The sequence below is a fragment of the Eikenella longinqua genome (assembly GCF_001648355.1).
GTDB lineage: Bacteria > Pseudomonadota > Gammaproteobacteria > Burkholderiales > Neisseriaceae > Eikenella > Eikenella longinqua.
In genome coordinates this window covers 212,289-238,025 of sequence record NZ_LXSL01000028.1, presented here as the reverse complement: position 1 = coordinate 238,025, position 25,737 = coordinate 212,289, and the positions used below count along the sequence as shown (strand labels likewise).

General features: G+C 59.1%; 21 protein-coding genes and 2 tRNA genes. 9 read left to right on the top strand and 14 right to left on the bottom strand.

From position 1 onward, the window contains the following. Positions 1 to 25: 25 nt before the first annotated feature. Entirely contained in the window at positions 26 to 2,812 is a 2,787-nt protein-coding gene (polA, locus tag A7P95_RS08620; RefSeq protein ID WP_067594035.1) for a DNA polymerase I, read from the top strand. A 244-nt stretch (positions 2,813 to 3,056) separates the two neighbouring features. Here the strand turns inward: polA and A7P95_RS08615 are convergent, their stop codons facing one another. Next, complete coding sequence (locus A7P95_RS08615; protein WP_067594032.1) at positions 3,057 to 4,967, bottom strand: bifunctional chorismate-binding protein/class IV aminotransferase; 1,911 nt, start codon at positions 4,965 to 4,967, stop codon at positions 3,057 to 3,059. Between the two features lie 166 nt (positions 4,968 to 5,133). Between A7P95_RS08615 and A7P95_RS08610 the strand changes: the two genes are divergently transcribed. Then, positions 5,134 to 5,209 (top strand) — tRNA-Thr (locus tag A7P95_RS08610). A 319-nt stretch (positions 5,210 to 5,528) separates the two neighbouring features. Here the strand turns inward: A7P95_RS08610 and pepN are convergent. The 3 genes from pepN to asd form a co-directional block, all read right to left on the bottom strand. Beyond that, positions 5,529 to 8,210 carry an aminopeptidase N gene (pepN, locus tag A7P95_RS08605; protein ID WP_067594029.1) on the bottom strand — a complete coding sequence of 894 codons (2,682 nt, stop codon included), beginning with the start codon at positions 8,208 to 8,210 and terminating at the stop codon, positions 5,529 to 5,531. A 289-nt stretch (positions 8,211 to 8,499) separates the two neighbouring features. Continuing rightward, a complete protein-coding gene (locus tag A7P95_RS08600; RefSeq protein ID WP_067594026.1) occupies positions 8,500 to 8,865 on the bottom strand; it encodes a CZB domain-containing protein in 366 nt (121 codons plus the stop codon). A gap of 227 nt (positions 8,866 to 9,092) precedes the next feature. Further along, positions 9,093 to 10,211: an aspartate-semialdehyde dehydrogenase gene (gene asd, locus A7P95_RS08595; RefSeq protein ID WP_067594023.1), complete on the bottom strand. Its 1,119-nt coding sequence runs from the start codon at positions 10,209 to 10,211 to the stop codon at positions 9,093 to 9,095. A 236-nt stretch (positions 10,212 to 10,447) separates the two neighbouring features. Here asd and gap point away from each other — a divergent pair, with 236 nt between their 5' ends. Further along, entirely contained in the window at positions 10,448 to 11,476 is a 1,029-nt protein-coding gene (gene gap / locus A7P95_RS08590) for a type I glyceraldehyde-3-phosphate dehydrogenase (RefSeq protein ID WP_067594020.1), read from the top strand. A 133-nt stretch (positions 11,477 to 11,609) separates the two neighbouring features. Here gap and rpsU read toward each other — a convergent pair whose 3' ends face one another. From rpsU to A7P95_RS08565, 5 genes are all read right to left on the bottom strand, one after another. Beyond that, positions 11,610 to 11,822 (bottom strand): 30S ribosomal protein S21, encoded by a 213-nt coding sequence (rpsU, locus tag A7P95_RS08585; RefSeq protein WP_067594017.1) that lies wholly within the window; start codon positions 11,820 to 11,822, stop codon positions 11,610 to 11,612. A gap of 254 nt (positions 11,823 to 12,076) precedes the next feature. Next, on the bottom strand, positions 12,077 to 12,505 hold the full coding sequence (locus tag A7P95_RS08580) for a hypothetical protein (RefSeq protein ID WP_067594014.1): 429 nt from the start codon (positions 12,503 to 12,505) through the stop codon (positions 12,077 to 12,079). 150 nt (positions 12,506 to 12,655) lie between these two features. Beyond that, positions 12,656 to 13,090, bottom strand: coding sequence for a hypothetical protein (locus A7P95_RS08575; RefSeq protein ID WP_067594011.1), 435 nt, complete (start codon positions 13,088 to 13,090; stop codon positions 12,656 to 12,658). Positions 13,091 to 13,162: 72 nt separating this feature from the next. Further along, positions 13,163 to 13,954, bottom strand: a complete 792-nt coding sequence (gene pgeF / locus A7P95_RS08570; RefSeq protein ID WP_082890779.1) for a peptidoglycan editing factor PgeF — start codon at positions 13,952 to 13,954, stop codon at positions 13,163 to 13,165. After that, entirely contained in the window at positions 13,951 to 15,099 is a 1,149-nt protein-coding gene (locus A7P95_RS08565) for a M14 family metallopeptidase (RefSeq protein WP_067594008.1), read from the bottom strand. Before A7P95_RS08565 ends, pgeF begins: the two co-directional genes overlap by 4 nt. Positions 15,100 to 15,342: 243 nt before the next feature. Here A7P95_RS08565 and adk point away from each other — a divergent pair, with 243 nt between their 5' ends. Continuing rightward, positions 15,343 to 15,990, top strand: coding sequence for an adenylate kinase (gene adk / locus A7P95_RS08560; protein ID WP_067594006.1), 648 nt, complete (start codon positions 15,343 to 15,345; stop codon positions 15,988 to 15,990). Between the two features lie 144 nt (positions 15,991 to 16,134). After that, positions 16,135 to 16,881 carry a polyprenyl diphosphate synthase gene (gene uppS, locus A7P95_RS08555; protein WP_067594003.1) on the top strand — a complete coding sequence of 249 codons (747 nt, stop codon included), beginning with the start codon at positions 16,135 to 16,137 and terminating at the stop codon, positions 16,879 to 16,881. A 29-nt stretch (positions 16,882 to 16,910) separates the two neighbouring features. Here the strand turns inward: uppS and A7P95_RS12410 are convergent, their stop codons facing one another. Further along, positions 16,911 to 17,201: a hypothetical protein gene (locus A7P95_RS12410; protein WP_342667770.1), complete on the bottom strand. Its 291-nt coding sequence runs from the start codon at positions 17,199 to 17,201 to the stop codon at positions 16,911 to 16,913. A 64-nt stretch (positions 17,202 to 17,265) separates the two neighbouring features. Between A7P95_RS12410 and A7P95_RS08550 the strand changes: the two genes are divergently transcribed. After that, complete coding sequence (locus A7P95_RS08550; RefSeq protein ID WP_067594000.1) at positions 17,266 to 18,156, top strand: VirK/YbjX family protein; 891 nt, start codon at positions 17,266 to 17,268, stop codon at positions 18,154 to 18,156. A gap of 267 nt (positions 18,157 to 18,423) precedes the next feature. On the opposite strand, the gene nth is transcribed toward A7P95_RS08550, so the two are convergent. After that, positions 18,424 to 19,059 (bottom strand): endonuclease III, encoded by a 636-nt coding sequence (gene nth, locus A7P95_RS08545; protein WP_067593997.1) that lies wholly within the window; start codon positions 19,057 to 19,059, stop codon positions 18,424 to 18,426. A 96-nt stretch (positions 19,060 to 19,155) separates the two neighbouring features. Continuing rightward, complete coding sequence (locus A7P95_RS08540) at positions 19,156 to 21,402, bottom strand: LysM peptidoglycan-binding domain-containing protein (RefSeq protein ID WP_067593994.1); 2,247 nt, start codon at positions 21,400 to 21,402, stop codon at positions 19,156 to 19,158. A 144-nt stretch (positions 21,403 to 21,546) separates the two neighbouring features. Between A7P95_RS08540 and A7P95_RS08535 the strand changes: the two genes are divergently transcribed. The 3 genes from A7P95_RS08535 to A7P95_RS08525 all read left to right on the top strand — a co-directional run bounded on the left by A7P95_RS08535 (position 21,547) and on the right by A7P95_RS08525 (position 23,813). Beyond that, entirely contained in the window at positions 21,547 to 22,242 is a 696-nt protein-coding gene (locus A7P95_RS08535; protein ID WP_156503563.1) for a class I SAM-dependent methyltransferase, read from the top strand. A gap of 68 nt (positions 22,243 to 22,310) precedes the next feature. Continuing rightward, positions 22,311 to 22,401 (top strand) — tRNA-Ser (locus tag A7P95_RS08530). Between the two features lie 257 nt (positions 22,402 to 22,658). Continuing rightward, complete coding sequence (locus tag A7P95_RS08525; protein WP_067593989.1) at positions 22,659 to 23,813, top strand: trans-sulfuration enzyme family protein; 1,155 nt, start codon at positions 22,659 to 22,661, stop codon at positions 23,811 to 23,813. Between the two features lie 278 nt (positions 23,814 to 24,091). Here A7P95_RS08525 and A7P95_RS08520 read toward each other — a convergent pair whose 3' ends face one another. Together A7P95_RS08520 and leuB are read right to left on the bottom strand one after the other, a co-directional pair. After that, complete coding sequence (locus A7P95_RS08520) at positions 24,092 to 24,433, bottom strand: zinc ribbon domain-containing protein YjdM (protein WP_067593986.1); 342 nt, start codon at positions 24,431 to 24,433, stop codon at positions 24,092 to 24,094. 166 nt (positions 24,434 to 24,599) lie between these two features. Then, a complete protein-coding gene (gene leuB, locus A7P95_RS08515; protein WP_067593983.1) occupies positions 24,600 to 25,670 on the bottom strand; it encodes a 3-isopropylmalate dehydrogenase in 1,071 nt (356 codons plus the stop codon). Positions 25,671 to 25,737 lie beyond the last annotated feature (67 nt).

The window sequence follows — 25,737 nt, the reverse complement described above, 5'->3', positions numbered from 1 at the left end:
CCCTTTCACTCAAACGGTTATCCCCATGAGCAAAACCCTCCTCCTCGTTGACGGCTCTTCCTATCTCTACCGCGCCTATCACGCGATGGCGCAACTGACCGCGCCCGACGGTGCGCCGACGGGTGCGCTTTACGGCGTGTTGAACATGCTGCGGCGGCTGCGGGCGGATTATGTGCACGATTATTGCGCGGTGGTGTTTGATGCGAAGGGCAAAAATTTCCGCCACGAGATGTTCCCCGACTACAAGGCGACGCGCCCGCCGATGCCGGACGATTTGCGCCCGCAGGCGGAAGCCTTGCCGGATTTGGTGCGGTTGATGGGCTGGCCGGTTCTGGTGATTCCTCAAGTCGAAGCGGACGACGTAATCGGCACGCTGGCGAAACAGGGGGCGGAACATGGTTTTCAAGTCATTGTTTCGACGGGCGATAAGGATATGGCGCAATTGGTAAACGAGCGTGTTACGCTGGTGAACACGATGAGCGGAGAAACGCTGGATATTGAAGGCGTGAAGGCGAAATTCGGCGTGCACCCCGACCAAATCCGCGATTATCTCGCGCTGATGGGCGACAAGGTCGATAACGTGCCGGGCGTGGAAAAATGCGGCCCGAAAACCGCTGTCAAATGGCTGGAAGCCTACGGCTCGCTGGCTGGAGTAATGGAACACGCTGCGGAAATCAAGGGCAAAGTGGGCGAAAACCTGCAAGCCGCTCTGCCCCAACTGCCGCTGTCGTATGATTTGGTTACGATTAAAACCGATGTGGATTTGCACGCCGAGCTTTTAGACGGCATCGAAAACCTGCGCCGCACGTCGCCGAAATGGGCGCAGCTTGCAGTCGATTTCAAACGCTGGGGCTTCCGCACTTGGCTGAAAGAAGCGGAAAGCCGTATGCACGAAGCGGCGGACGGCGATTTGTTCGGCAGCGATACGATAGGCGAACAGGCAGCGTTGGACATGGAAACGTCGTCTGAAAAAATCATAGAACATGCCCCCGCCCCCGAAAAACTGGATTATCAAGCTGTTACCACCGAAATCCAATTTGCTGCTTTGTTGGACAAACTGGCGCAGGCGGAAAAAATCGGCATTGATACGGAAACCACATCCCTAGACGCGATGAACGCCTCGCTGGTCGGCATCAGCATCGCATTCCAAGCAGGCGAAGCGGTTTACATCCCCGTAGGCCACAGCCTGACCGCCGCACCCGAACAGCTTGATTTACAAGACGTATTAGGTCGTCTGAAACCGCATTTGGGAAACCCCGCCCTGAAAAAAATCGGGCAAAACCTCAAATACGACCAACACGTTTTCGCCAACTACGGCATCGCCCTGAACGGCATTGCCGGCGACGCCATGCTCGCTTCCTACATCATCGAGAGCCATCTCGGACACGGCTTGGACGAATTGTCCGAACGCTGGCTGGGCTTGGAAACCATTACCTACGAATCATTGTGCGGCAAAGGCGCGAAAGCCATTTCCTTTTCCGACGTTTCCTTAGAACAAGCCACCGAATACGCCGCCCAAGACGCCGATTTCGCCCTTCGCCTCGAAGCGCACCTGCGCGCGCAAATGGACACCAAACAGCTTGAAATGTATGAAAAAATGGAGCTGCCCGTCGCGCAGGTATTGTTTGAAATGGAACGCAACGGCGTGCAAATCGACCGCGCCGAACTCGCCCGCCAAAGCGCGGAACTCGGCACCGAGCTGATGAAGCTCGAACAAGAAGCCTACGCCGCCGCAGGCCAGCCGTTCAACCTCAACTCGCCCAAACAGCTTCAAGAAATCCTGTTCGACAAAATGGGCATCCCCACCAAAGGCCTGAAAAAAACCGCCAAAGGCGGCATTTCCACCAACGAAGCCGTGCTCGAACAGCTCGCGCCCGACTACCCCCTGCCCAAAATCATCCTGCAAAACCGCAGCCTGGCAAAACTCAAATCCACCTACACCGACAAACTGCCCGAAATGATTTCCCCGCGCGACCACCGCGTGCATACCACCTACGCCCAAGCCGTCGCCATTACAGGACGCTTGGCAAGCAACAACCCCAACCTGCAAAACATCCCCATCCGCACCGCCGAAGGCAGAAAAGTCCGCCGCGCCTTCACCGCACCGCAAGGCAGCGTCATCGTATCCGCCGACTATTCCCAAATCGAGCTGCGCATCATGGCGCATTTGAGCGGCGACAAAACCCTCATCGCAGCCTTCCAAAACGGCGAAGACGTACACCGCCGCACCGCCGCCGAAGTATTCGGCATCGCCCCCGAAAACGTCTCGACCGAACAACGCCGCTACGCCAAAACCATCAACTTCGGGCTGATTTACGGCATGGGACAATACGGCCTCGCCAAATCGCTGGGCATAGACAACCTGTCCGCCAAAACCTTTATCGACCGATACTTCGCCCGCTACCCAGGCGTCGCCGAATACATGCAGCGCACCAAAGAACAAGCCGCCGCCCAAGGCTATGTCGAAACCCTGTTCGGCAGAAGGCTCTACCTGCCCGACATCCGCAACAAAAACGCCGTTGCCCGCGCCGGAGCCGAACGCGCCGCCATCAACGCCCCCATGCAAGGCACCGCCTCCGACCTCATCAAACGAGCCATGATAGACGTGTCCCGCTGGCTGGTTTCAGACGACCTGAAGAGCAAACTGATTATGCAGGTGCATGACGAACTGGTTCTGGAAGTACCCGAAGCCGAACTGGATTTGGTGAAAGAAAAACTGCCGCAGATTATGGCGAAAGTCGATGGCGGATTATTGGATGTACCGCTGGTGGCGGAAGTGGGCGCGGGGGAGAATTGGGAAGAGGCGCATTGAATTTGAGAAAACTAAGCTTGGATCTAAATCTAACCAAATCTTAGCTGTTCTTATGTTTCTCGGATTTGCAAGCCAGGGATTTTCTTGCCGTAACCATTTTTCAGGTAGCCTGCCATGCCATCGAGGCTACCTGAAAGCGTTAGCTTCAACGAAGTTAAAATGAACGAAGTCAGTTTCTGCGAAGCTAAAAATACGCTGCCCAAACAAATAGCCTGAAACCCCAATCCGGTTTCAGGCTGTTCCGTTATCTTGCCAAGCTCACTGCAAACACGCCCCTCAAGGCATTGGAGAGGCGGATTGCTTCGGCGTGTTCCAGCATTTGCCGTGTGATGTGCGTTTCGATGACGGCGTCCGCGCCCAAGTAGGTTTGCGGCTGCTGCAACACGGCTTGGCGCATGACGCCGTTGAGGATGTCCAGATCCAGAGACGGGGTAAGCCATTGCCCTTGGTATTTGACGAACACGTTGCTTCTGCCACCTTCGAGCAGGATGCCGTCCGAATTGAAAAACAGGCTGTCGAACGCGCCTTGTATTTCGGCGGTTTGCCACGCCTGGTCGTACAGGGCGCGGCGGGTGGTTTTGAAGCGGCGCAGGTAGTCGCGGCGCGGGAGGGGTTGCGGGGCGGGGATGACGCGCTGCGGGACGGGCAGTTCGGCAACGGGGGCGTGGCTGATGGCGAGGTCGTCTGAAAAGAGTTCGGCTTTCAGGCGGAACGTGCCGTCGGGCAGTTTGGCGATGTATTCTCGGATTCGGGTTTCGCCATCGTCGGGCAGAGGCAGGTTGAGGGCTTGGGCGGATGTTTTCAGACGACCCAGATGCAGGTCGAGCAGGCGGCATTGCCTGTTTTCCACGCGCATGGTTTCAAAGATGCCGAAGGCGGGGCGCAATTCGTTGAGAAAACGGGCTTTCCAGCCGCATTCGCGATATTCGGCGGCGGGGTCGCTGTCGATGACGATGCCGGAACCGACGCCGTATATGCCTTGATATAGTGGATTAACTTTAAACCGGTACGGCGTTGCCTCGCCTTGCCGTACTGTCTGCGGCTTCGTCGCCTTGTCCTGATTTAAATTTAATCCGCTATCTAGGTCGTCTGAAAATGGAAGGTCGTCTGAAATCAGGTCTGAAACGGGTTTGAGCAACAAGGTGCGGATGACGACGTTGAATATGCCTTCAAACCCCAGCCCGCCCGCGCAGGGTTTCAGGTAGCCGATACTGCCGGTGTACAGTCCGCGCGGTTCGGCTTCGAGCGATTCGATAATCTGCATGCTCATGCGCTTGGGCGCGCCGGTGATGCTGCCGCAGGGGAAAGCAGCGCGGAGGATGTCGGCGAAGGAGGTGTCGGGCAGGGCTTGGGCTTGGATGGTGCTGGTCATCTGCCAGACGCTGCCGAAACGCGACACTTTAAACGGCTCGGGCACGCATACTTTGCCGGTTTGGGCGATTTTGCCGAGGTCGTTGCGCAGCAAATCGACAATCATCACGTTTTCGGCGCGGTTTTTCGGGTCGGCTTGCAACTCGGCGGCGCGGCTCTCGTCTTGCCCGTCGCCTAGAATCGGCGCAGTGCCTTTCATCGGCTCGGTGCTGATGGTGCCGTCCGAACCGATTTTGAGGAAGAGTTCGGGCGAGAAACACAGCGTCCACGCGGATTTTCCTGCCGCATCGGGCAGGTGGGACAAGACGGCATAGGGGACGGGCTGGCGCAGGCGGCGGTAGAGGCTGACGGGATTGCCGTAGGCTTGCAGGTGCAGGCGGGTGGTGTAGTTGATTTGATAGGTGTCGCCGCGCCGGATGGCTTCGTGGATTTGGCGGATGTGGTCGAGGTAATCGGCTTCGGATACGGAGGATTGCGGCGTGGAAATGCCGGCGGGGAGGTCGTCTGAATTTTGGTCAAGCCAGCTTTCGGCATTGGTGTCGGCGCAGTCGGCAAACCAATGCAGGGCAAGATTGCCGCCGCGTTCGGACTCGACGCCCATCAGCGGCAGCCCGAATCCGTAGTCTGCAAACAACACCGAATGCAGCCCTTTTTGCCAGCCCTTTTGCAGCGCATCGTCCAGCGAATCGAGTTTGTTATGATGGAAAAAACGGCTTTCCACATGATTTTGATAGAGTTTTGCGCGGCCGCTCACGGCATCGTCAAACAGGGCGAAATAGGGCATGGCTTCGGGTGGGAAAATGCAAACGGGCGGATTATACGCGCTTTGCAGGCGGCATTTGAGGCTACCTGAAAAAGCGTTTTCCGTTTTTCAGGTAGCCGATAACAAGGAGAAGAGGCTGGCTGCCGTGTAGGAAAACGCGGCTGCTTCGGCTATAATGCGCGCGTTTGCCGGTATAGCTCAGTTGGTAGAGCAGCGCATTCGTAATGCGAAGGTCGGGGGTTCGACTCCCTTTACCGGCACCAAATGGCAAGCCCCGCTGATGCGGGGCTTTTGCTTGCGCACTGATTGGGCAATGAACAGGCTACCTGAAAGCGTTAGCTTCAACGGAGTTAAAACGAACGAAGTGAGCTTCTGCGCAGCCAAGTTTTTCAGGTAGCCTTTACCTTCACGGATGAGAGGCTACCTGAAAAATATTTCGGCACATCAAACCGGCGGCGGGAATGATAGCGAATTGAATTTAAACCGGTACGGCGTTGGCTTGCTTTGCCGTACTGGTTGCGGTTCGCCGCTTTGTGCCGATTAAATGGAATCCGCTATATCTTCCCGGCCGCCGCTTGCCTGTCAGGCGGAGGCCTGGAGGATTTTGCCGATGATTTCGCCGCTGTCTTTGGAGAGGGCGGGATCGGCGGCGAGTTTTTCCAGCTCGGCGCGCATCAGGCTGCGGCGCTGCGGTTCGAGCTGGGCGCAGATGTTGAAGGCCTGGGCCAGGCGGGCGGCGATTTGCGGGTTGAAGCGGTCGATACGCCCGATTTGGCCGGCAAGGAAGGCGTAGCCGCTGCCGTCTGCGGCGTGGAAGTGCGGCACGTTGCGGCCGAAGCTGCCGAGCAGGGCGCGGGCTTTATTGGGGTTTTCCAGGCTGAAGGCGGGGTGCGCCAGGGCGGCTTGGATTTGCGCGGGGGTGTCGGCGCGGTGGCTGGCGGCAATCAGGGTGAAGTATTTGCACATCACGAGGTCGTCGCTGCGGAACTTGGCGGCAAACTGCTCGAGCAGGCGGTTGCGCTCGGGGCGTTCGTTGTGGTTGATGGCGCAGAGGATGCCCCATTCGTGGGTCATGTTGTGCGCCATTTGCGGATAGCGTTCGGCCACTTCGGCAATGTGCGCGGGGCTGGCGCGCAGGATGAAGGCGCGGCACACGTTGCGCAGGGCGCGCCAGCCAGCTTGCTGCGGGTGGTATTCGTAGGGCTCGGCCAGGCCGGATTGTTCTTCTTCCATGCGGCGGGCTTCGGCGTTGAGAGCGGCGAATTGCTCGGCGAAGTGTGAGGCAATCAAATCGAGCAGGGCTTCGCGGGCGCGGTGGATGATGAGCGGGTCGATATTTTTGCGGCCGGCCCACAGTTCGGCTTCGCCGGGCACGCCGAGCAGCACGGCTTGGAAGGCGGCGCCGATGTCGGCACGCAATACATAATCGATGGCTTGCAACAGGGCGCGGTGTTCGGGCAGGGGGCTACCTGAAACCAGGGCGGCTTCGTTGGCGGCGATGGCGCGGCGGTAGAGGGTTTGCGCGGCTTCCCAGCGGGCGAAGGGGTCGCTGTCGCAGGCGAGCAGCACGGAGAGCTCGTGGTCGCTGTAGGCGTAGTGCAGGTTCACGGGGGCGGAGAAGCCGCGCAGCAGGGAGGGCACGACTTGGCGGTATGCGCCTTCGAATTGCAGCTCGATGTTTTCTTCGGCTTGTTGCAGGGTGAGCACGGCTTCGGTGTGCGTGTTGGCATCGGCAGACAAATTTTCAGGTAGCCTGAAGGGGATTGGCTCGCCGAAGCTGTCTTCGTCGGCGCTGAACAGGGCGACTTTGAGCGGAATCATCATCGGCTGTTTGGCGGCCATGTCGGGCGTGGGCGGAATGCTTTGGCGGACGTTGAGCATAAAGCGGTTGCCGGCCTGGAGGCTACCTGAAACTTCCAACACGGGCGTGCCGGCCTGGCTGTACCACAGGGCGAACTGCTCGAAATCGAAGCCGTTGGCGTCGGCCATGGCGGCGCGGAAGTCGTCGCAGGTAACGGCTTGGCCGTCGTGGCGCTGGAAATAGAGCTGCATGCCTTTCTGGAAGCCGGCTTCGCCGAGGAAGGTGTGATACATGCGCACCACCTCGGCGCCTTTTTCATACACGGTGAGGGTGTAGAAATTGTTCATTTCCACATAGCTGGCGGGGCGCACGGGATGGGCAGTGGGGCCGGCGTCTTCGGGGAACTGGTGGGCGCGCAGGAAGGCCACATTCTCGATGCGGCGCACTTCGCGGCTGGCGCGGTCGGCGGAGAATTCTTGGTCGCGGAACACGGTGAGGCCTTCTTTGAGCGAGAGCTGGAACCAGTCGCGGCAGGTTACGCGGTTGCCCGTCCAGTTGTGGAAATATTCGTGGGCGATCACGCCTTCCACGCGCTCGAAGTCGGCATCGGTGGCGCTGCGGCTATCGGCCAGCACGCAGGCGGTGTTGAAAATATTCAAGCCTTTGTTTTCCATGGCGCCCATGTTGAAGTCGCCCACGGCCACCACCATGAAAATGTCCAAATCGTATTCGAGGCCGAAGCGGGTTTCGTCCCAGCGCATGGCGTGTTTGAGCGATTCGATGCCGAAGCGCACTTTGCCGGCATCTTCGGCGCGGGTGAAGAATTCGAGGGCCACTTGGCGGCCGCTTTTTGTGGTGAAGCTGTCGCGGGTGCACACCAAATCGCCGGCCACGAGGGCGAAGAGGTAGCTGGGTTTGGCGAAAGGGTCGTGCCATTCGGCCCAGTGGCGGTTGTCTGGCAGGCTGCCGCTGCCGGTGCGGTTGCCGTTGGAGAGCAGCACGGGGTAGCGGGCGCGGTCGGCGCTGATGCGGGTGGTGTAGATGCCCATCACGTCGGGGCGGTCGGGGTGGTAGGTGATTTTGCGGAAGCCTTCGGGCTCGCATTGGGTGTAGAGGTTGCCGCCGCTCGCGTAGAGGCCCATCAGGGATTTGTTGGCGTGGGGATACAGGCGGGTGGACACGCTGAGGGAGAAGGGCTGGGCGGGAACGTTTGGGATGCTTAGTGTGTTGTTTTCTAAGGAGTAGCTGTTTTCAGGTAGCCTTTGGCCGTTGATGGCGAGGGAGACGAGCTCGGCGGAGCCTTGCAACACGAGTGTGCCGCCGGCATTGGGCTGGGGCTGGATGGAGAGCTCGGCGGCCACGGCGGTGTGCTCTTCGCGGATGTCGAAATCGAGGCGGATGGCGGGCACGAGGTATTCGGGGGCGCGGTAGTCTTTGAGGTAGTGGGCGGTTTGCTGGGGCATGGCGGCGGCCTTGGGGAAAATGGAAAGCGGGTATTCTAGCGCAAAACGGGGCGGAGGGAATTTCAGCTAGCCTTAAGGGCGGGGAAAGGCTACCTGAAAACGAGTGCAGCGAGTTTCTGCGAAGCTAAAATATGAATTGGGGCTGGCGGTTTGCTAAATTTCAGACAGCCTGCTTTGCTTGCGGCTGATATGTTGCGTTTGGTTTGGCAGAACAGGGTTTGCTTGGGATGATGAAAGGCTACCTGAAAAGTAGCGGCATTTTTCAGGTAGCCTTTGGCCGGGTTGTGGTTTATTGGTGGTTGATTTTGTCGTTCAGCTCGAGCAGGCCGTCTTTGACGGTGTTGGAGAGAGCGGGCAGCTCGCGGCGCAGCAGGCTGATGGCTTCGGCGAAATAGCCGTGTTGGTGGGCGTCGAGGATGCGGCCGGCGCATTCGTGGAATTTTTGGTGGGCGAGCAGCACGCGGGAGTATTCGGTGAGGTGGGCGTATTTTTTGCCTTCGCCGTGCAGCCATTTGCCGAGGATGCAGAGGTTGTCCACGCCGATGATGGCGGGGTCGTATTCTTCGGGGTTGCGGTTGCGCAGGGTGAGCTCGAGTTTGTCGATCCAGGCTTTGTGTGCTTCGATGGCGCCGTGCAGGTCTACGATGTCGGCCATGTTTTCTTTTCCTTTCCGATATTTGTAATTGAAATCGAGCGGAAATTCTAGCAGCGGCGCGGCGGGGGAAAAACGGCAGGCTTTGTGAAACTTGGGTGGGAAAGGTTAAGGCGGCGGCTTGGGGCGGCAAACTTATTCTTTATGATTGAAACGTTTGGCGGCAACAAACAGGCTACCTGAAAATCTTCAGGTAGCCTTTTGCTTGCTTGAGCGAGGTCAAGGTTTGATTAATCCAGATTGCCCAATACGATGCGCAAGATGCGGCGAATGGGCTCGGCGGCGCCCCAGAGGAGCTGGTCGCCCACGGTGAAGGCGCTGATGTATTCGCCGCCCATGGCGAGCTTGCGGATGCGGCCCACGGGCACGGTGAGCGTGCCGGTAACGGCGGCGGGGGTGAGCGAGGCCATGCTGGCTTCTTTGGTGTTGGGCACCACTTTCACCCAGCTGTTGGCGCCGGCGAGCAGTTTTTCAATCTCGGCCACGCTCAAATCCTGTTTTAATTTCAGGGTGATGGCTTGGCTGTGGCAGCGCATGGCGCCCACGCGCACGCACAGGCCTTCTACGATGGTGGGGCGGCTGCCGCCGAGGATTTTGTTGGTTTCCACGTCGCCTTTCCATTCTTCTTTGGATTGGCCGTTGCCCAAATCCACGTCGATCCACGGAATCAGGCTGCCGGCCAGCGGTACGCCGAAATTGGCTTTGGGGTAGTCGGGCGAGCGCAGGAAGTCGGACACTTTGCGGTCGATGTCGAGGATGGCGCTGGCGGGGTCGGAGAGCTCGGCGGCCACTTGGGCGTGAATCGCGCCCATGCCGCTGATGAGTTCGCGCATGTTTTTGGCGCCGGCACCGGATGCGGCTTGGTAGGTCATGCTGGAAGCCCATTCCACCAGGTCGTTTTGGAAGAGGCCGCCCAAGGCCATGAGCATGAGGGAAACGGTGCAGTTGCCGCCGATGTAGTTTTTCACGCCGTTTTGCAGGGCGGCGTCGATCACGTCGCGGTTTACCGGATCAAGCACGATTACGGCGTCTTCTTCCATGCGCAGGGCGGAGGCGGCATCGATCCAGTAGCCGTTCCAGCCGGACTGGCGCAATTGGGGATACACGGATTTGGTGTAGTCGCCGCCCTGGCAGGTAACGATGATGTCCATTTTGGCCAGCTCGGCGGGGTTGTTGGCATCGAGCAGGGTTTTGGCTGCCTGGCCGAAATCGGGCGCGTTGCCACCCACGTTGGAAGTGGTGAAGAAATACGCTTCGGGGATGTGGGCGAAGTCGTTTTCTTCGCGCATACGCTGCATCAAAACTGAGCCGACCATGCCGCGCCAGCCGACAAATCCTACTTTTTGCATAACTGCTCCTTAATGGGTGAATGTGATGGTAAAGAAGTGTGAAAGGAATCAGGCTGCCTTTTTAACCTTGCGGCGGGGAAAAGTAAAGGGCGGAGCGGCAAAATTATACTTTCAGGTAGCCTCTTAGACGCGGGCGGCTGTAGTTTCCGGCATAAAGCCGCTATAATCCGCTTTGTTATTTTTTGTCTGCCCGGCCTGTCGGTGCGGGTTTCTCGGAACTTACGAAAGGTGAAAACATGAGTTTGAAGATTGCCATCAACGGTTACGGCCGCATCGGCCGCCAGGTGCTGCGTGCCATTTACGAATACGGTCTGCGCGACCAGTTTGAAGTCGTAGCCATCAACACCGGCGGCGATTTGCAAACCAACGCCCACCTCACCAAGTTCGACACCGCGCACGGCCGTTTTGCTGCCGAAGTGTCGCACGACGACACCCATCTGATTGTGAACGGCGACAAAATCCGCTTCCTGTCGCAGCGCAACCCGGCCGATTTGCCGTGGAAAGAGCTGGGCGTGGATTTGGTGCTGGAATGCACCGGCGCCTTCACCAGCAAAGAGAAGAGCCTGGCGCATATCCGCGCCGGCGCCAAAAAAGTGCTGATTTCCGCCCCCGGCGGCGACGATGTAGACGCCACCATCGTATATGGCGTGAACCACCAAGTGCTCACGCCAGAGATGACCGTGGTGTCTAACGCCTCCTGCACCACCAACTGCCTCGCCCCCGTGGCCAAAGTGCTGGCCGACAGCGTGAGCATTGCCAAAGGCCTGATGACCACCATCCACGCCTTCACCAACGACCAAGTGCTCACCGACGTGAGCCACAAAGACCTGCGCCGCGCCCGCAGCGCCGTGGAAAACATGATTCCCACCAAAACTGGTGCCGCCAAAGCCGTGGGCTTGGTGCTGCCCCAGCTCAAAGGCAAGCTCGACGGCTTCGCCGTGCGCGTGCCCACCATCAACGTTTCGCTGGTGGATTTGACCTTCGAAGCCGGCCGCGATACCAGCGTGGAAGAAATCAATGCGCTCCTGAAGGCCGCCAGCGAAGGCGAGCTGAAAAACGTGTTGGGCTACAACGTCTTGCCGCTGGTGTCTTCCGATTTCAACCACACCACGCAGGCCTCCGTGTTTGACAGCACGCTGACCAAGGTGTCCAACGGCAATATGGTGAAAGTGCTTTCCTGGTATGACAACGAATGGGGCTTCTCCTGCCAGATGTTGAACACTGCCCGTGCCATGTTCGGCATGCCGGTGCGCCCGTTTGAATAAGCAAGATTAAGCGGGCTGAGAAGCCTGCTTAGATGATGAGAAGGCTACCTGAAAAAATTTTCAGGTAGCCTTTATCAATGATTCCAAACAAAAACACAGCCGCTATTGCAGGCTGTGTTTTTATTTGGCCGAATTAATAGTATTTCGGCGGCAGCTGCTGGCTGCGCAGGCGTTTTTGCAAACGTTTTACCGCAGCGGCTTTTTTGCGTTTGCGCTCGGTGGTCGGTTTTTCGTAGGCTTCACGGGCACGCAGCTCGGTGAGCAGGCCGGTTTTTTCGATGGAGCGTTTGAAACGGCGCATCGCTACTTCAAACGGTTCGTTTTCTTTTACGCGAATAGTAGGCATTTGAAATCCTTAAAATGTTTGTGTCGGGCGATTGCGCCCGGGAAAAATGGGGTTGGCTTATCGCTTTTGCACCAGGCGGGCGGTGCGGGCCGGATAAGGGCCGGGGTGGAAATAATCACCTCCTAATCGGGGTGGCTGCACCGGCGGTGCGGTGTGCCGAAATCTGCGGCAGCGAAAAGGGCTGCACGAAAGGCGCGGATTATGGCGGGGAGGGCGGGATTTGTCAAGCGGGGTAGGAGGGTAACTGAATGCGCTTATTGTTTGTTGTAATTGAGAGATGGGTGATAGACAGAGGGTTTGGTACTATTTTGAATGTATTCTTGCAAATGTCCATCTGATTGCAACACATAATACCCGTTGAATTGCTCATATTGTGGGCAGGGTTTGTATTTGTATAGGTTGCCGCTGTTTTCGGTGCAGTACTCTAAGGTAAGCCTGCCGTGTTGAATGTAGCCGCGCACTTTACCGTGTGCTTTGATGATGTTGTCAGATTGGATATGTGCCCACTCGCCGCTTACCGTGTTGCCTTGCTGAATCAGATTCAGGGTAAAGCTGTATAGATTTTCAGGTGATCGCCAGAGGGGTTTGGATGCCCACGACCAATTGCCGGAAAAATTAATATCGGGCATAGCGGCCGTAGATAGGGAAACGGAAAGCAGAAGAAGAATAAAGTATTTTTTCATACTAATCTCATTGATAAGTTAGCGTTTAGTTTTGCCATCAAGAAAACTCATACTTTGGTTTCGTTAAAACATTGCTTTCAGGTAGCCTGTGTTCAGTATGTTCGTACAGTAAGACAGGCTAATGATATGAGCTTATCCATATGATTGTATTTAATTTTTTCTATCCCTATGCCATATGATGTAGGTTTCGGGACGGAAACCGTTGTCTTTGCGTTCCATCAGTGTGTCGTCGGACTGTAGTACGTAATAGCCGAATGATCGGTGGTATTGCGGGCAGGGAGGATAGAGGCTGGATTGGGGGGCAGGGCTTTTTTCGGTGCAGTATTCCAAAGTGAGCCTGCCGTTGCGGATTATGCCACGCACTTTGCCGCTGCTGTCGGGAACGTTTTCTTGGGAGGCACGGCTGATGCTGTGCGACCATTTGCCGCTTACCGTATCGCCTTGCTGCTCGAGGCTCATCTTGAATTGGTTGTCGATAGAGCCATCAACCTCCCTCCCTACCCAGTGGCCGGAAAAATCGGCGGGCGGCCGTGCTATGGCGGGAAGGGCGGTGGCGAGCAGAAGGAAGGGGAGGAATGCTTTCATAACGTTGCTTTGCGCCTTATTTGATAATTTTGATTTTATAGGGATTTAATTTTTCAGGTAGCCTTTGCCTGCTCACTCGGGGCTGAGCCATACGGCGCTGACCATGCGGCCGGTTTGGCCGTCGCGGCGGTAGGAGAAGAAGCGGTCGCGTTCGAGCACGGTGCAGTGTTCGCCGCCATAGATTTGGCTGACGCCGGCGCGGCGCAGGGTTTGGGTGGCGAGCAGGTAGATGTCGGCGAGGTATTTGCCGCTGCCGATGGGCTGGAAGGCGGCTTCGGCGGCGGGATCGACTTGGGTGAAGGCGGTGAGCACGTCGGCGCCCACTTCGAAGGCGTCGGGGCCGATGGCGGGGCCGAGCCAGGCGAGGATTTCTGCGGGCGGGGTTTGCATGGCGGCGATGGTGTTTTCCAACACGCCGCCAGCGAGCCCGCGCCAGCCGGCATGGGCGGCGGCCACGGCGCTGCCGGCGCGGTTGCAGAATAAGACGGGCAGGCAGTCGGCGGTCATCACGGCGCAGGCGGCGCGGCCGCTGCGGTCGAAGGAGGCGTCGGCTTCGGGCGGGGCGGCCAGGCTTTCGGCGGCGGCCACGGCGCGGTTGCCGTGTACTTGGCGCAGGTAGGCAGGCGGCAGGGGGATGTGCGCCTGCACGCGGCGGCGGTTTTCGGCTACGGCGGCGGGGTCATCGCCCACGTGGTCGCCCACGTTGAGGCTGGCAAAGCGGCCTTGGCTGACGCCGCCTTGGCGGGTGGTGATGAGGGTGCGGACGTTGGCGGGGGCGGGCCAATCGGCGTGCAGGAGGCTACCTGAAATTTCAGGTAGCCCTAATCCGGCGGCGAGGCTGTTGGGGGAGAGGGAAGGGTTCATGCGGTTTTGCCTGTGTCGCGCAGTTGGGGGCAGACGGCGAGGATGGCGCTGAGGATGGCTTCGCCCAGGCGCAGGGAGCGTTGGCCGTTCCAGCCGAAGTCGTCGTCGGGGAGGTTGATGTTGTCTTTGAAGGGCATTTCGAGGGTGTAGGAGAGGCAGCCGAAGGTTTCGCCTACATAGGATTTGGCGATGGCGAGGTTGGCTTGGCCGGGGGCGGCTTTGGGGTAACCGTGTTCGTCTTGGAAGTCGGGGCTGGCTTGCTGCAAGGCGGTTTTGAAGGCGGCTTCGAGCGCGGCGATGCGGGGGCTGTAGGAGGGGTTGCCTTCGGCGCCGGATACGAACACATAGGGCAGGGTTTCTTCGCCGTGGATGTCGAGGAAGAGATCGACGCCGGTTTCGTGCATTTTTTGGCGCACGGCATACACTTCGGGGCTGCGCTCGGGGCTGGGGTTTTGCCATTCGCGGTTGAGGTCGGCGCCGGCGGCGTTGGTGCGCTGGTTGCCGAGGCTGGCGCCGTCGGGATTCATATTGGGGACGACGTAGAAGGTGGCGCGGTCGAGCAGGGCGCGGGCGGTGGGGTCTTGGTGGTCGAGCAGGCGGGAGAGGAAGCCTTCGATAAACCATTCGGCCATGCTTTCGCCGGGGTGCTGGCGGGCGGTGAGCCAGATTTTGAGGTCGCTGGCGGCTTGGTGGCCGATGGTGAGCAGGTTGAGGTCGCGGCCTTGCAGGGTGCTGCCGAGGTCGTCGATTTGGCACAGGCCGCTGCCTTGGGCATCGCCGAGGAGGTTGAGGTGCTGTTCGTGGGAATAGGGCTCGAAATAGGCGTAGTACACGCTGCCGGCCAGGGGGGTGTGCTCGATGGTGAGCACGCCGTTTTCATATCGGGTGGGCACGCGGAACCAGTTGCTGCGGTCGTAGGAGGCGGTGGCTTGGTAGCCTTCCCAGCCTTCGGGGTAGCTGGCGGCGCCGGCGTTTTCGATGCGGATGTGGCAGGGCTGGTAGGCGGCACCCTGCAGGCGGAAGTAAAACCATTGGCTGAAGGGGGCGGCATTGTCGCCGCGCAGGGCGAGGCGGATGTTTTGGCTGTCGGCGCTGTCGATGACGCTGATGGCGCCGGCATCGAAGTTGCTGCTGATCTTGGGCATGGCGGTCTCGTTGCGGAATGAACGTGGAGCGGGGATTGTAATGCTTTTCAGGTAGCCTTTCTAGGCTGGGCGCGGAAGGGGAAACGGCGGCAAAAGCTGGATTTTTTGCGGCGGGGGCTCTAAACTGCGCGGCGGACGGGCGCCGACGCCGCAAAACTGCGCGAAAAGCTGGCGGTTTGCGATTTTTAGGCAGCCTCAAAATTTTGCTTTTTCCTGTTCTTCAATCAAATAAAGGACGAAACCATGAAAATCTTGCTACTCGGCGCGCCCGGCGCCGGCAAAGGCACCCAGGCTCAATTCATCACCGCCGCCTTCGGCATCCCGCAGATTTCCACCGGCGACATGCTGCGCGCCGCCATCAAAGCGGGCACCCCGCTGGGCTTGGAAGCCAAAAAGATTATGGACGCAGGCGGCCTGGTGCGCGACGACATCATCATCGGCATGGTGAAAGAGCGCATCGCCCAGCCCGATTGCCAAAACGGCTTTTTGTTCGACGGCTTCCCGCGCACCCTGGCGCAGGCCGAAGCCATGCAAGAGGCCGGCGTGTTGCTGGATGCCGTGGTGGAAATCGACGTGCCCGACGCCGTCATCCTCGAGCGCATGGCCGGCCGCCGCGTGCACCTGCCCTCCGGCCGCACCTACCACATCCGCCACAATCCGCCCAAAGTGGAAGGCAAAGACGACATCACCGGCGAAGACCTCATCCAGCGCGACGACGACCGCGAAGAAACCGTGAAAAACCGCCTGGATGTGTACCACAAACAAACCGCCGTGCTCATCGGCTTCTACAGCCGGCTCACCGGCAGCGACGCCCCCAAATACATCAAAATCGACGGCACCCAGCCCGTGGAGAGCGTAAAAGCCGCCGTATTGTCTGCCCTGGGCAAATAAGGCTTTTTATTTGATGGAAACATTTTCAGGTAGCCCCTTATCCGCTTGAGGCTACCTGAAAAACCGGCAAAGCCAAAAATCCGGCCTTCTGCCAGCCACACCCACACCCGCAACCCACCGGCGGCTCCCCGCCCGAGGACAAACATGAGCAGCAGCACCCAAACCATCCCCGAGCGCACCAACATCCCGCGCCACGTTTGCGTCATCATGGACGGCAACGGCCGCTGGGCCAAAAAACGCCTGCTGCCCCGCGTGATGGGGCACAAACGCGGCGTAACCGCATTAGAAAACCTCGCCGCCCGCTGCATCGAGCTCGGCGTGGAATACCTCACCGTGTTCGCCTTTTCCACCGAAAACTGGCGCCGCCCCGAAGACGAAGTCTCCTTCCTGATGAAACTTTTCTTGCAGGCGCTCGAAGTGAAAGTGGCCAAAATGCACGAAAACAGCATGCGGCTCAAAATCATCGGCAACCGCAGCCGCTTCCCCGCCGCCATCGTGGCCGGCATCGAAGCCGCCGAGAAGCTTACTGCCGCCAACACCGGCCTCACCCTCACCGTGGCTGCCGACTACGGCGGCCGCTGGGACATCCTGCAAGCCGCCAACCAACTGATTGCCGAAGGCAAAAGCGAAATCAGCGAAGAAGACCTCTCGCAGCGCCTCTCCCTAGCCGAAGCCCCCGAGCCCGACCTGTTTATCCGCACCGGCGGCGAAACCCGCATCAGCAACTTCATGCTCTGGCAAATGGCCTACGCCGAATTTTATTTCACCTCCGCCCTGTGGCCCGATTTCGACGCCGCCGAGTTCGATAAAGCCATCGCCTCCTTCCGCGTGCGCGAACGCCGCTTCGGCCGCACCAGCGAACAATTGCCGGCAGACCAGCAGCGGGCGTAATCAAGCAGCTTGCCGACATGCCGAACAGGCTACCTGAAAATAGCTTCAACCAAGCAAACCAAACGCAGCAGCGTTCTGCGAAGCGGAAACTTTTTCAGGTAGCCTGTTTTATGTTGGTTTGAAGCGCGGGCGGAAGGCGCCGGAGCCTGCCTTGCAAGGCAGCAGGCAAATCGGGTAAGCTTGGCCGCCTTTGGCAGGCCGGTTTGCCTGCCGATTTCTAATTTATCGTGAACTCGTTTTAAACCAGGGCTGCGTTGTCTCGCCTTGCCGTACTCCTGCACTGTCTGCGGTTTCGCCGCCTTGTCCTGATTTAAATTCAATCCACTATATTTCCAGCGGCTTGCCCGGCGGGCAGCCCGCCATTGCGCACGAATAGCGAAGTTTATGTCTGATTTATTTCACTTTCCCACGTTTGACGAACAATATCCCGCCCTGCGCGAACGCGGCTTGCGCAAATATGCGGTGGTGTATCTGCGCGACAAAATCCAGCGCATCCTAGCGCGGCGGCAGTGCGATCAATTTGTGGAGTTTATCAATCAACACCCGATGTGGGCGCCCGTGTTTCAGCACAATCCCTATGCCGCCCGCGCCGTGCTCGACACTTATGCCGACAACCGTTTCGGCAAGGAAGCGCGTTTGCAGGCGGTGTTGGCGAACTTCACGCTGGCCGAGGCCAAGCCTTCTGCCGAGAAGTGGCAGGAGCTGGTGGCGCGGCGCACGGTGGTGCTCAACCATCCGGCGCCCGAGCTTTCCATCAGCTTGAATATCAACCATAAAGACCCGTTGGAAGGCTTCTTTTTGGTGAGCCTGCAAAGCACTGAGCGCAGCCGCATTTACGATGCCGTGTTCAGCTTTATTGCGCCCAACGGCCTGCTGATTACCTCCATCCAAGGCCCGCACAGCGAAGATGCGCCCGAGCTTATCCGCCACACCACCAAGCAGCTGCACGGCGTGCGGCCGATGTTTATGATGGTGAACGTATTCAAGCTGATGGCGGCCGAGCTGGGCTGCGAGCTCTACGGCATCCCGCACAAAAGCCAGGCCAAATTCCGTTGGAACGACTCCAGCCGCCTGCTGTTCAACTACGATGCCTTCTGGCAGGAAAACCAAGGCCGGCTCGATGCCAACGGCTATTGGCACCTGCCCGCGCAAATCGAGCGCACGCCGCTGGAAGAAATCCAAAGTAAAAAACGCTCGATGTACCGCAAGCGTTATGAAATGCTGGACACGCTGGAGCAGGATATCCGCCGTTTCTTCCGTTCGGCAAGCGATTGATTGTTTGGTGGAATAGGCTGATTATTGGTTTTCAGGTAGCCTCCTGTTTGGCAGGGGCTACCTGAAAAAATGAATGCTCAATCAAGCCCCGTATTTTTCAGGTAGCCTTTCTTGGCGGCAAGAGGCTACCTGAAAAATGCGGGGCTGGTTTGCGTGGGTTGGGGCTATAGCGGATCAAATTGGCTTTCGATACCAGGCAGCGAGCCGCAGACAGTACAGAAGTACGGCAAGGCGAGCTAACGCCGTAGCGAAAGTTAAGTTGGTTCGCTATAAAAACGGTTTGCCTTGGTATTCGCACAGGTCGTACACGATGCATTCGTGGCACAGCGGTTTTTGCGCTTTGCAGGTATAGCGGCCGTGCAGGATGAGCCAGTGGTGGGCGTTGAGCAGGAATTCTTTGGGCACGAGGCGCATGAGTTTGTCTTCCACTTCGCGCACGTTTTTGCCGGGAGCGAGCTTCATGCGGTTGGCCACGCGGAAGATGTGGGTGTCCACGGCCATGGTGGGCTGGCCGAAGGCGGTGTTGAGCACGACGTTGGCGGTTTTGCGGCCGACGCCGGGCAGCGCTTCGAGCTCTTCTCTGGTGTGCGGCACTTGGCCTTGGTGTTTTTCCAGCAGCAGGCGGCAGGTGGCGATGATGTGTTTGGATTTGGTTTGGTAGAGGCCGATGGTGCGGGTGTATTCCATCAGGCGTTCCAGGCCTAAATCGAGGATGGCCTGCGGGGTGTTGGCCACGGGGAAGAGCTTGGCGGTGGCTTTGTTGACGCCTTTGTCGGTGGCTTGGGCGGAGAGGAGGACGGCGATGAGGAGCTCGAAGGGGCTGTGGAAAACGAGCTCGGTGGTGGGGTGTGGGTTGGCATCGCGCAGGCGTTGGAAGATTTCGCGGCGTTTTTGTGCGTTCATGGCTGGGGATGGGGGAATGTGTGGGGCGGGGCGTAAATATTTTCAGGTAGCCTTTGGAGGCTACCTGAAAATTGGGCGGCGGTGTGCAAGCGGCAATCAGGTGCCGCCAGATACGCGCAGCCTTTGGCCGGGGCGCAGCATGCTGCTGCCGCTGAGGTTGTTGCTGCGTTTGATGTCGGCCACGGAGGTGTTGTAGCGGCGGGCGATGGATTGCAGGGTGTCGCCGCTGCGCACGGTGTGGGAGACGGTTTGCTGGCGGGCGTTGCGGCTGTTGCCGCGTTCGTTGCGCTCGCTGCGGTTGTCGGCACGGTTGCCATGGCGTTCGTTGCGGCTGTCGGCGCGGCTATTGCTGCGGTTGTCGGCGTGGCGGGCGGCGCTTTGGTTGGTGGCACTGCTGCTCACGCGCAACACTTGGCCGGGGCGGATGTTGTTGCCGCGGATGTTGTTGGCGCGGCTGAGCTCGGCTACGTCTATGTTGTAGCGGCGGGCGATGCCGTAGAGCGATTCACCGGCCTGCACTTTGTGGGTAACGGTTTGGTTGGCGCGGCGTTGGGCCTGCTGTTCTTGGCGGGCGGCGCGGCGCTGCTCGGAACCGGTGTTGCTGGCCAGGCGGGCAAAGCCGCTGTTGGCCGGGCGGCGCGCTTCGGCTTGGGCTTGAGCGCGGGCTTCGGCGGCTTCGCTTTGCGCCAGCGAGGCGCGCACGGAGGCGGCAGCGCGCTCGGCGATGTCGGCGTCGGCATCGCTATCGGAAGGGGTGTTGCCGCTGTCGGAAGTGTTGGCGGCCAAAGCCATCAGCGGGTCGGGCTGGATCGCAGCGTTGTCGGCCAGGGCGGGCTCGCTTTCGCGGATGCCGTCGGCAGGTTTGGCGGCGGCAACGGCGGGTTTGGCTTGCTCTGGTGCGGGTTGTGCGGAGGCCAGCTGAACGGGTACGGCCGGCGTTCTGGCGGCGGGGGATGCGGCGGCAGGGGTGTTCACAGCCGGAGCGGGATTGTTTTGTGCCAACTGAACGGGCGGTTGTCTGCGGACGGGGGCGGGCTCGGGTGCGGCAACGGGTTTGGCGGCGGCCACATAAGGAGCAGGCTGCGCTTCGTTGCGGGCAATATTGCTGCTGCGGGCGGGCTCGGGCTGGGCGGTGCCGCTGTTTTGGCGGATCAGGCGGCCCAGCGGGTCGTCGGCGGGTTTGTTGTCGGCCAGCATCTGCACGCCGCGGCCGAGCTGGCTGTTGTTCAGGCTGTTTTTGGCCACGAGGATGGGCAGGCCGGCGCGGATGGTGTTGCTGCTCAGGCCATTGGCGCGGCGCAAATCGCCCACGCTGATGCCGCTGCGGTCGGCGATGTCGCTGAGGGTGGTGGCGCCGTCGGATCGCAGGATGTCGTAGGAAAGCAGGGATTCTTTGGGTGTGCTGCGCAGGTTGCGCTCGAAGGCGTTGACCGCGCCCACGGGCAGCAGCAGTTTGCGCTGGCCTCCTTCGGGCAGGAACACGGGCACTTTGAAGCTGGGGTTCAGCGCCTCAAACTCGGCCTGGCTGATGTTGGCCAGGCGGGTGATGGCGTTGATGTCCATCGGGCTTTCGATGTTGATGGCTTGGAAATAGGGCTTGTTTTCGATGTTGGAAAGGTTCAGGCCGAACACCTGCGGGTTGTTTACCAGGTTGCGCACGGCGAGGAGCTTGGGCACGTAGTTGCGCGTTTCGTTCGGCATGTTGAGGTTTTCGTAGATCGGCTCGAGGCCTTGGTTGCGGGTGCGGTTTACGGCGCGACTCACGTTGCCTTCGCCCCAGTTGTAGGCGGCAAGCGCGAGCGACCAGTCGCCGAACATGTTGTGCAGGTATTGCAGATAGTTCAGCGCGGCGTCGGTGGAGGCGTAGATGTCGTGGCGGCCGTCGTAGATGTTGTTTTGCGCGAGGCCGTAGTGGCGGCCGGTGGCGGGCATAAACTGCCACAGGCCGGAAGCGCCCACGTGGGAGCGGGCTTTGGTGACGAATGCGCTCTCGATAAATGGCAACAGGGCGATTTCGGAGGGCATGTTGCGCTTTTCCACTTCGGAGAGAATGTGGTAAAGATAGGGGCGGCTGCGCTCCACGGTGCGGTTGAAATAGGCGCTGCGGGTGCTGTAGTAGGTTTCGTGGCGGCGCACGATTTCGGGATTAACTTCGCTTAAGCGGAAATCTTGCCGCATGCGGCCCCAGAGGTTGTTGTGGTTGGCGGAGGGATTGCGCAGGATGGTGGCGTTGAGGTTGGTGATGGCGGAGGCGATTTGCTCGGCGGTGTAGGTTTGCGCGAAAGCAGCTGTGGGGAGGCCTAGGCTTAATACGGCGAGGGAAAGAAGTTTTAATTTACTCATGGCAGGCGTGTTTGCTTGATTTAACGTTATGATTAGCTAAAATTTTTTGGATATTAAGGGCTGGGTTGCGGCGGTGTCAAGCCGCAGGCGGGACGTTTTCACTTGATTTACATCTCAAAAGCTGAATGATAGCACGGGGGCAACATGATAGAGGAATTTAGATTGGCCGCTTGGCTGGATGAAACCGCACCGGGAGGCTACCTGAAAAAATTGGAGCAGGCGTTTTTTAGCAGCCAGCTGAATGATTTGCACGGCTTGATTGTGGCAGCTTCGTTTTGCGGCTGGAGCTGCTGGCCGGAGCAGGTGTTGCGGCTGGGGCGGCATGCGGGGGCGGTGGATGTGGTGTGCGCGCTGCCGCAGCTGCCGCTGGCTTCGGGCAGTGTGCAGGTGTTGCTGCTGCCACACGGTTTGGAGTTGTGCGGGCAGCGGCGGGAGCTGCTGCTGGAGTGTTTTCGCGTGTTGGCACCGTATGGGCGGCTGGTGTTCAGCGGGTTTAACCCGTATTCGCTGTGGCGCTTGGGGCTACCTGAAAAAGATTTGGGCTTGCGCAGGAATGCCCTGCCGCTGCCGCAGGTGCGCAAGCTGCTGGATGAAACGGGGTTTCGGCCGGAGCTGGGGCGCTTTATGGCTTATGTGCCGCCGTTTGCGGGTGAGCGGGCGCTGCGGCGCTGGCAGTTTATGGAGCTGGCGGGCAACCGCTGGTGGCCGGCGGGGGCGGCGGCTTACGGCTTGGTGGCGGTGAAAACGGTGTATCCGCTCACACCGCTGGCGGAAAAGTCGGGCAGGCGGCGGGAAGAGGAGGCGCTTTCGCTGTTGCCGGGAAATTGCCGGCAGGGGTGAGGGGCGAAAACGTATGGTAAAAACAGTTGTGTTGTGCGGAGGGCTTGAGTATAATCCGCGCTTACCTCGGAAAGGTGGATGAGTGGTTGAAGTCGCACGCCTGGAAAGCGTGTATACGTGAATAGCGTATCGAGGGTTCGAATCCCTTCCTTTCCGCCAGAATTGATTTTGCAGAGCTTCGGGCTTTGCCGCTAAGAAGAAAAACAGCCAGCCACACCGCGCTCGGCTGTTTTTTTTGTATGCATTGCAGCCGTCAAACAGGCTACCTGAAAGCGATGTCTTGGCGAAGCCAAGGCTGAGTTTCTGCGAAGCTAAAGCGTGAGCTTCAACGGAGTGGAGCGATGTCTTGCGGAGCAAGGCTGAGTTTCTGCGAAGCCAAAACGTGAGCTTCAACGAAGTTAAACAAGGAGAACCCCATGCGTTTCGACACCGAAATCATCCACAGCAGCTACAACTCGGATGAGCACAACCGCGCCATCATGCCGCCGATTTACCAAAACAGCATGTTTGCTATGCACCAAATCGGCGAAAACATCCCCTACCGCTATTCCCGCCTGGCCAACCCCACGCGCAAAGTGTTGGAAGACACCGTGGCCGCGCTGGAGCACGGCTGCGCCGGTTTCGCCTTCGGCAGCGGCATGGCCGGCATCGACGCCGTGTTCCGCACCGTATTGCGCCCGGGCGACACCGTTGTGGCCGTGGCCGACATCTACGGCGGCGCCTACGACCTGCTCACCGAAGTGTACAGCCAATGGGGCGTAAACGTAGTGTTTGCCGACCTCACGCTACCTGAAAACCTAGACGCGCTCCTGGCCGCGCACCAAGTGAAGCTCGTGTGGCTGGAAAGCCCGAGCAACCCGCTGCTGCGGCTGGTGGACATCCCCTTGCTGGCGCAGAAAGCCAAAGCCGCCGGCGCCGTAGTGGGCATCGACAACACCTTCGCCACGCCTTATCTGCAAAACCCGCTCGACATGGGCTGCGACATCGTGTTCCATTCCGCCACCAAATACCTGTGCGGCCATTCCGACGTGCTGATGGGCATCGTGGTGGCCAAGGAAGAGGCGATGGCCAAGCGATTGCAAAGCACGTTGGTGAACACCGGCGGCGTGGCCGGGCCGATGGATTGCGCGCTGGTGTTGCGCGGCATCAAAACCCTTTCCGTGCGCATGAAGCAGCACCTGGCCAACGCCGCCGAACTCGCCCGCCGCTTGGAGCAGCATCCGGCGGTGGAAAAAGTGTTCTACCCCGGCCTGCCGAGCCATGAGCACCACGAGCTGGCCCGGCGCCAAATGCGCGGCTTCGGCGGCGTGGTGTCGGTATATCTGAAAAACGACAGCCAGGCGGCGGCCGATTCGGTTATCCGCCATCTGAAACTTTTGCACATGGCCGCCAGCCTGGGCGGGGTGGAAAGCCTGGTGAACCATTCTTTCAGCCAGTCGCACAGCGGCATGAGCCGCGAAGTGAAGGAAAAGCTGGGCATCCGCGAAGGCCTGCTGCGCTTCTCCGTGGGCATCGAAGATATCGAGGATATTTGGCAGGATATCGATACGGCCTTGAATACCACGCTGTAAGGCTTCCGCCGAAACAAGCAAAAAGCTACCTGAAAACAGTTTGGATGTTTTCAGGTAGCCTTTATTGGGTTTGAACGGCTTGGAAGTTTGGCAAAGAGGCTACCTGAAAAATTTATAGTGAATTGAATTTAAAACGTTACAGCGTTGGTTCGCCTTGCCGTACTACTTGTACTGTCTGCGGCTCGCCGCCTTGTCCCGTTTTAAATTTAATCCACTATAGCTTCGCAGAAACTTTGCTGCGCTGCGTTTTCAGGTAGCCTTTTGTGTGGCCGGAAGACTTAGGCCTTTTTCACAAACTCGGCTTTTAAATTCAATGCCGTGCCGTTTACTTTGCAGGCGATGGCGTGGTCGCCTTCTTGCAGGCGGATGTTTTTCACTTTGGTGCCTTGCTTCACCACCAGCGAGCTGCCTTTCACTTTGAGGTCTTTAAGCAGAACCACGCTGTCGCCGTTGGCGAGCGGTGCGCCGTGGGCGTCGGTAACGGCCAAGCCGGCTTCGCCTTCAGCGGCTTCGGCGGCTTGCGCCGGCCATTCGTGGGCGCACTCGGGGCAGATGAGGTTGTCGCCGTCTTGGTAGACGTATTCGGATTGGCATTGTGGGCAGGGCGGAAGGGTGGACATAAGTTTTCCTTGTGGTTTGAAAGGGTTGAGGCTACCTGAAAAATGCGAAACGGCTTTTGGCCGGGCGGAAATGTTTTAACTTCGTTGAAGCTGGCGTTTTAGCTTCGCAGAAACTCAGCCTTGGCTTCGCCAAGACATCGTTTTTAGGTAGCCTGTTTGCGGCGGCTTATAGGGCGGCGAGCACGGCGTCGCCCATGCCGGAGCAGGACACGAGGGTGGTGCCTGCTTCGTGGATGTCGCCGGTGCGCAGGCCTTGTTGCAGCACTTTTTGCACGGCGTTTTCAACTTGTTGCGCGCGGGTTTCATCGCCCAGGCTGTAACGCAGCAGCATGGCGAGCGAGAGGATGGTGGCCAGCGGGTTGGCTTTGTTTTGCCCGGCGATGTCGGGGGCGGAGCCGTGCGAGGGTTCGTAGAGGCCTTTGCCGTTTTCGTCGAGCGAGGCGGAGGGCAGCATGCCGATGGAGCCGGTGAGCATGGAGGCTTCGTCGGAGAGGATGTCGCCGAAGATGTTGCCGGTGGCGATGACGTCGAATTGTTTGGGCGCGCGCACGAGCTGCATGGCGGCGTTGTCCACATACATGTGGGAGAGCTCGACGTCGGGGTATTGTTTGCCGATTTCTTCGAAGATTTCGCGCCACAGTTCGGTGGTTTCCAATACGTTGGCTTTGCCCACGGAGCAGACTTTTTTGCTGCGTTTTTGGGCGGATTGGAAGGCGACGTGGGCGATGCGGCAGATTTCGCTTTCGCTGTATTTCATGGTGTTGTAGCCTTCGCGCTCGCCGTTTTCCAGCACGCGGATGCCGCGCGGTTCGCCGAAGTAGATGTCGCCGGTGAGTTCGCGCACGATGAGGATGTTGAGGCCGGCTACGATTTCGGGCTTGAGGGAGGAGGCGTTGGCCAGCTCGGGGTAGAGGATGGCGGGGCGCAGGTTGGCGAATAAATTCAAATCTTTGCGGATGGCGAGCAGGCCGCGTTCGGGGCGCAGCGGGCGTTCGAGGTTGTCGTATTGGGGCGAGCCGACGGCGCCGAGCAGCACGGCGTCGGCTTGGCGGCAGAGGTTTTGCGTGAATTCGGGATAGGGGCTGCCGTATGCGTCGTAGGCTTCGCCGCCGAGCGGGGCGTATTCGTAGGATACGTTTAGCCCTTGGGCGATGAGTTTGTCGAGCACGCGCACGGTTTCGTGGATGATTTCGGGGCCGATGCCGTCGCCGCGGAGGATGGCTAGTTTTTTGGTCATGGATAAATCCTTGTGGGAGGTTGGGAATGGTTTTTCAGGTAGCCTTTCAGGGAGGCTACCTGAAAAT

Coding starts and splice junctions, on each gene's coding strand:
- adk (WP_067594006.1), top strand. CDS start 15,343: ATGAAAATCTTGCTACTCGGCGCGCCCGGCGCCGGCAAAGGCACCCAG.
- pepN (WP_067594029.1), bottom strand. CDS start 8,210: ATGCCCCAGCAAACCGCCCACTACCTCAAAGACTACCGCGCCCCCGAA.
- A7P95_RS08600 (WP_067594026.1), bottom strand. CDS start 8,865: ATGGCCGACATCGTAGACCTGCACGGCGCCATCGAAGCACACAAAGCC.
- A7P95_RS08535 (WP_156503563.1), top strand. CDS start 21,547: ATGATAGAGGAATTTAGATTGGCCGCTTGGCTGGATGAAACCGCACCG.
- pgeF (WP_082890779.1), bottom strand. CDS start 13,954: ATGAACCCTTCCCTCTCCCCCAACAGCCTCGCCGCCGGATTAGGGCTA.
- A7P95_RS08580 (WP_067594014.1), bottom strand. CDS start 12,505: ATGAAAAAATACTTTATTCTTCTTCTGCTTTCCGTTTCCCTATCTACG.
- leuB (WP_067593983.1), bottom strand. CDS start 25,670: ATGACCAAAAAACTAGCCATCCTCCGCGGCGACGGCATCGGCCCCGAA.
- A7P95_RS08550 (WP_067594000.1), top strand. CDS start 17,266: ATGTCTGATTTATTTCACTTTCCCACGTTTGACGAACAATATCCCGCC.
- asd (WP_067594023.1), bottom strand. CDS start 10,211: ATGCAAAAAGTAGGATTTGTCGGCTGGCGCGGCATGGTCGGCTCAGTT.
- uppS (WP_067594003.1), top strand. CDS start 16,135: ATGAGCAGCAGCACCCAAACCATCCCCGAGCGCACCAACATCCCGCGC.
- A7P95_RS08575 (WP_067594011.1), bottom strand. CDS start 13,090: ATGAAAGCATTCCTCCCCTTCCTTCTGCTCGCCACCGCCCTTCCCGCC.
- A7P95_RS08520 (WP_067593986.1), bottom strand. CDS start 24,433: ATGTCCACCCTTCCGCCCTGCCCACAATGCCAATCCGAATACGTCTAC.
- A7P95_RS08525 (WP_067593989.1), top strand. CDS start 22,659: ATGCGTTTCGACACCGAAATCATCCACAGCAGCTACAACTCGGATGAG.
- A7P95_RS08540 (WP_067593994.1), bottom strand. CDS start 21,402: ATGAGTAAATTAAAACTTCTTTCCCTCGCCGTATTAAGCCTAGGCCTC.
- A7P95_RS08565 (WP_067594008.1), bottom strand. CDS start 15,099: ATGCCCAAGATCAGCAGCAACTTCGATGCCGGCGCCATCAGCGTCATC.
- nth (WP_067593997.1), bottom strand. CDS start 19,059: ATGAACGCACAAAAACGCCGCGAAATCTTCCAACGCCTGCGCGATGCC.
- polA (WP_067594035.1), top strand. CDS start 26: ATGAGCAAAACCCTCCTCCTCGTTGACGGCTCTTCCTATCTCTACCGC.
- rpsU (WP_067594017.1), bottom strand. CDS start 11,822: ATGCCTACTATTCGCGTAAAAGAAAACGAACCGTTTGAAGTAGCGATG.
- gap (WP_067594020.1), top strand. CDS start 10,448: ATGAGTTTGAAGATTGCCATCAACGGTTACGGCCGCATCGGCCGCCAG.
- A7P95_RS08615 (WP_067594032.1), bottom strand. CDS start 4,967: ATGCCCTATTTCGCCCTGTTTGACGATGCCGTGAGCGGCCGCGCAAAA.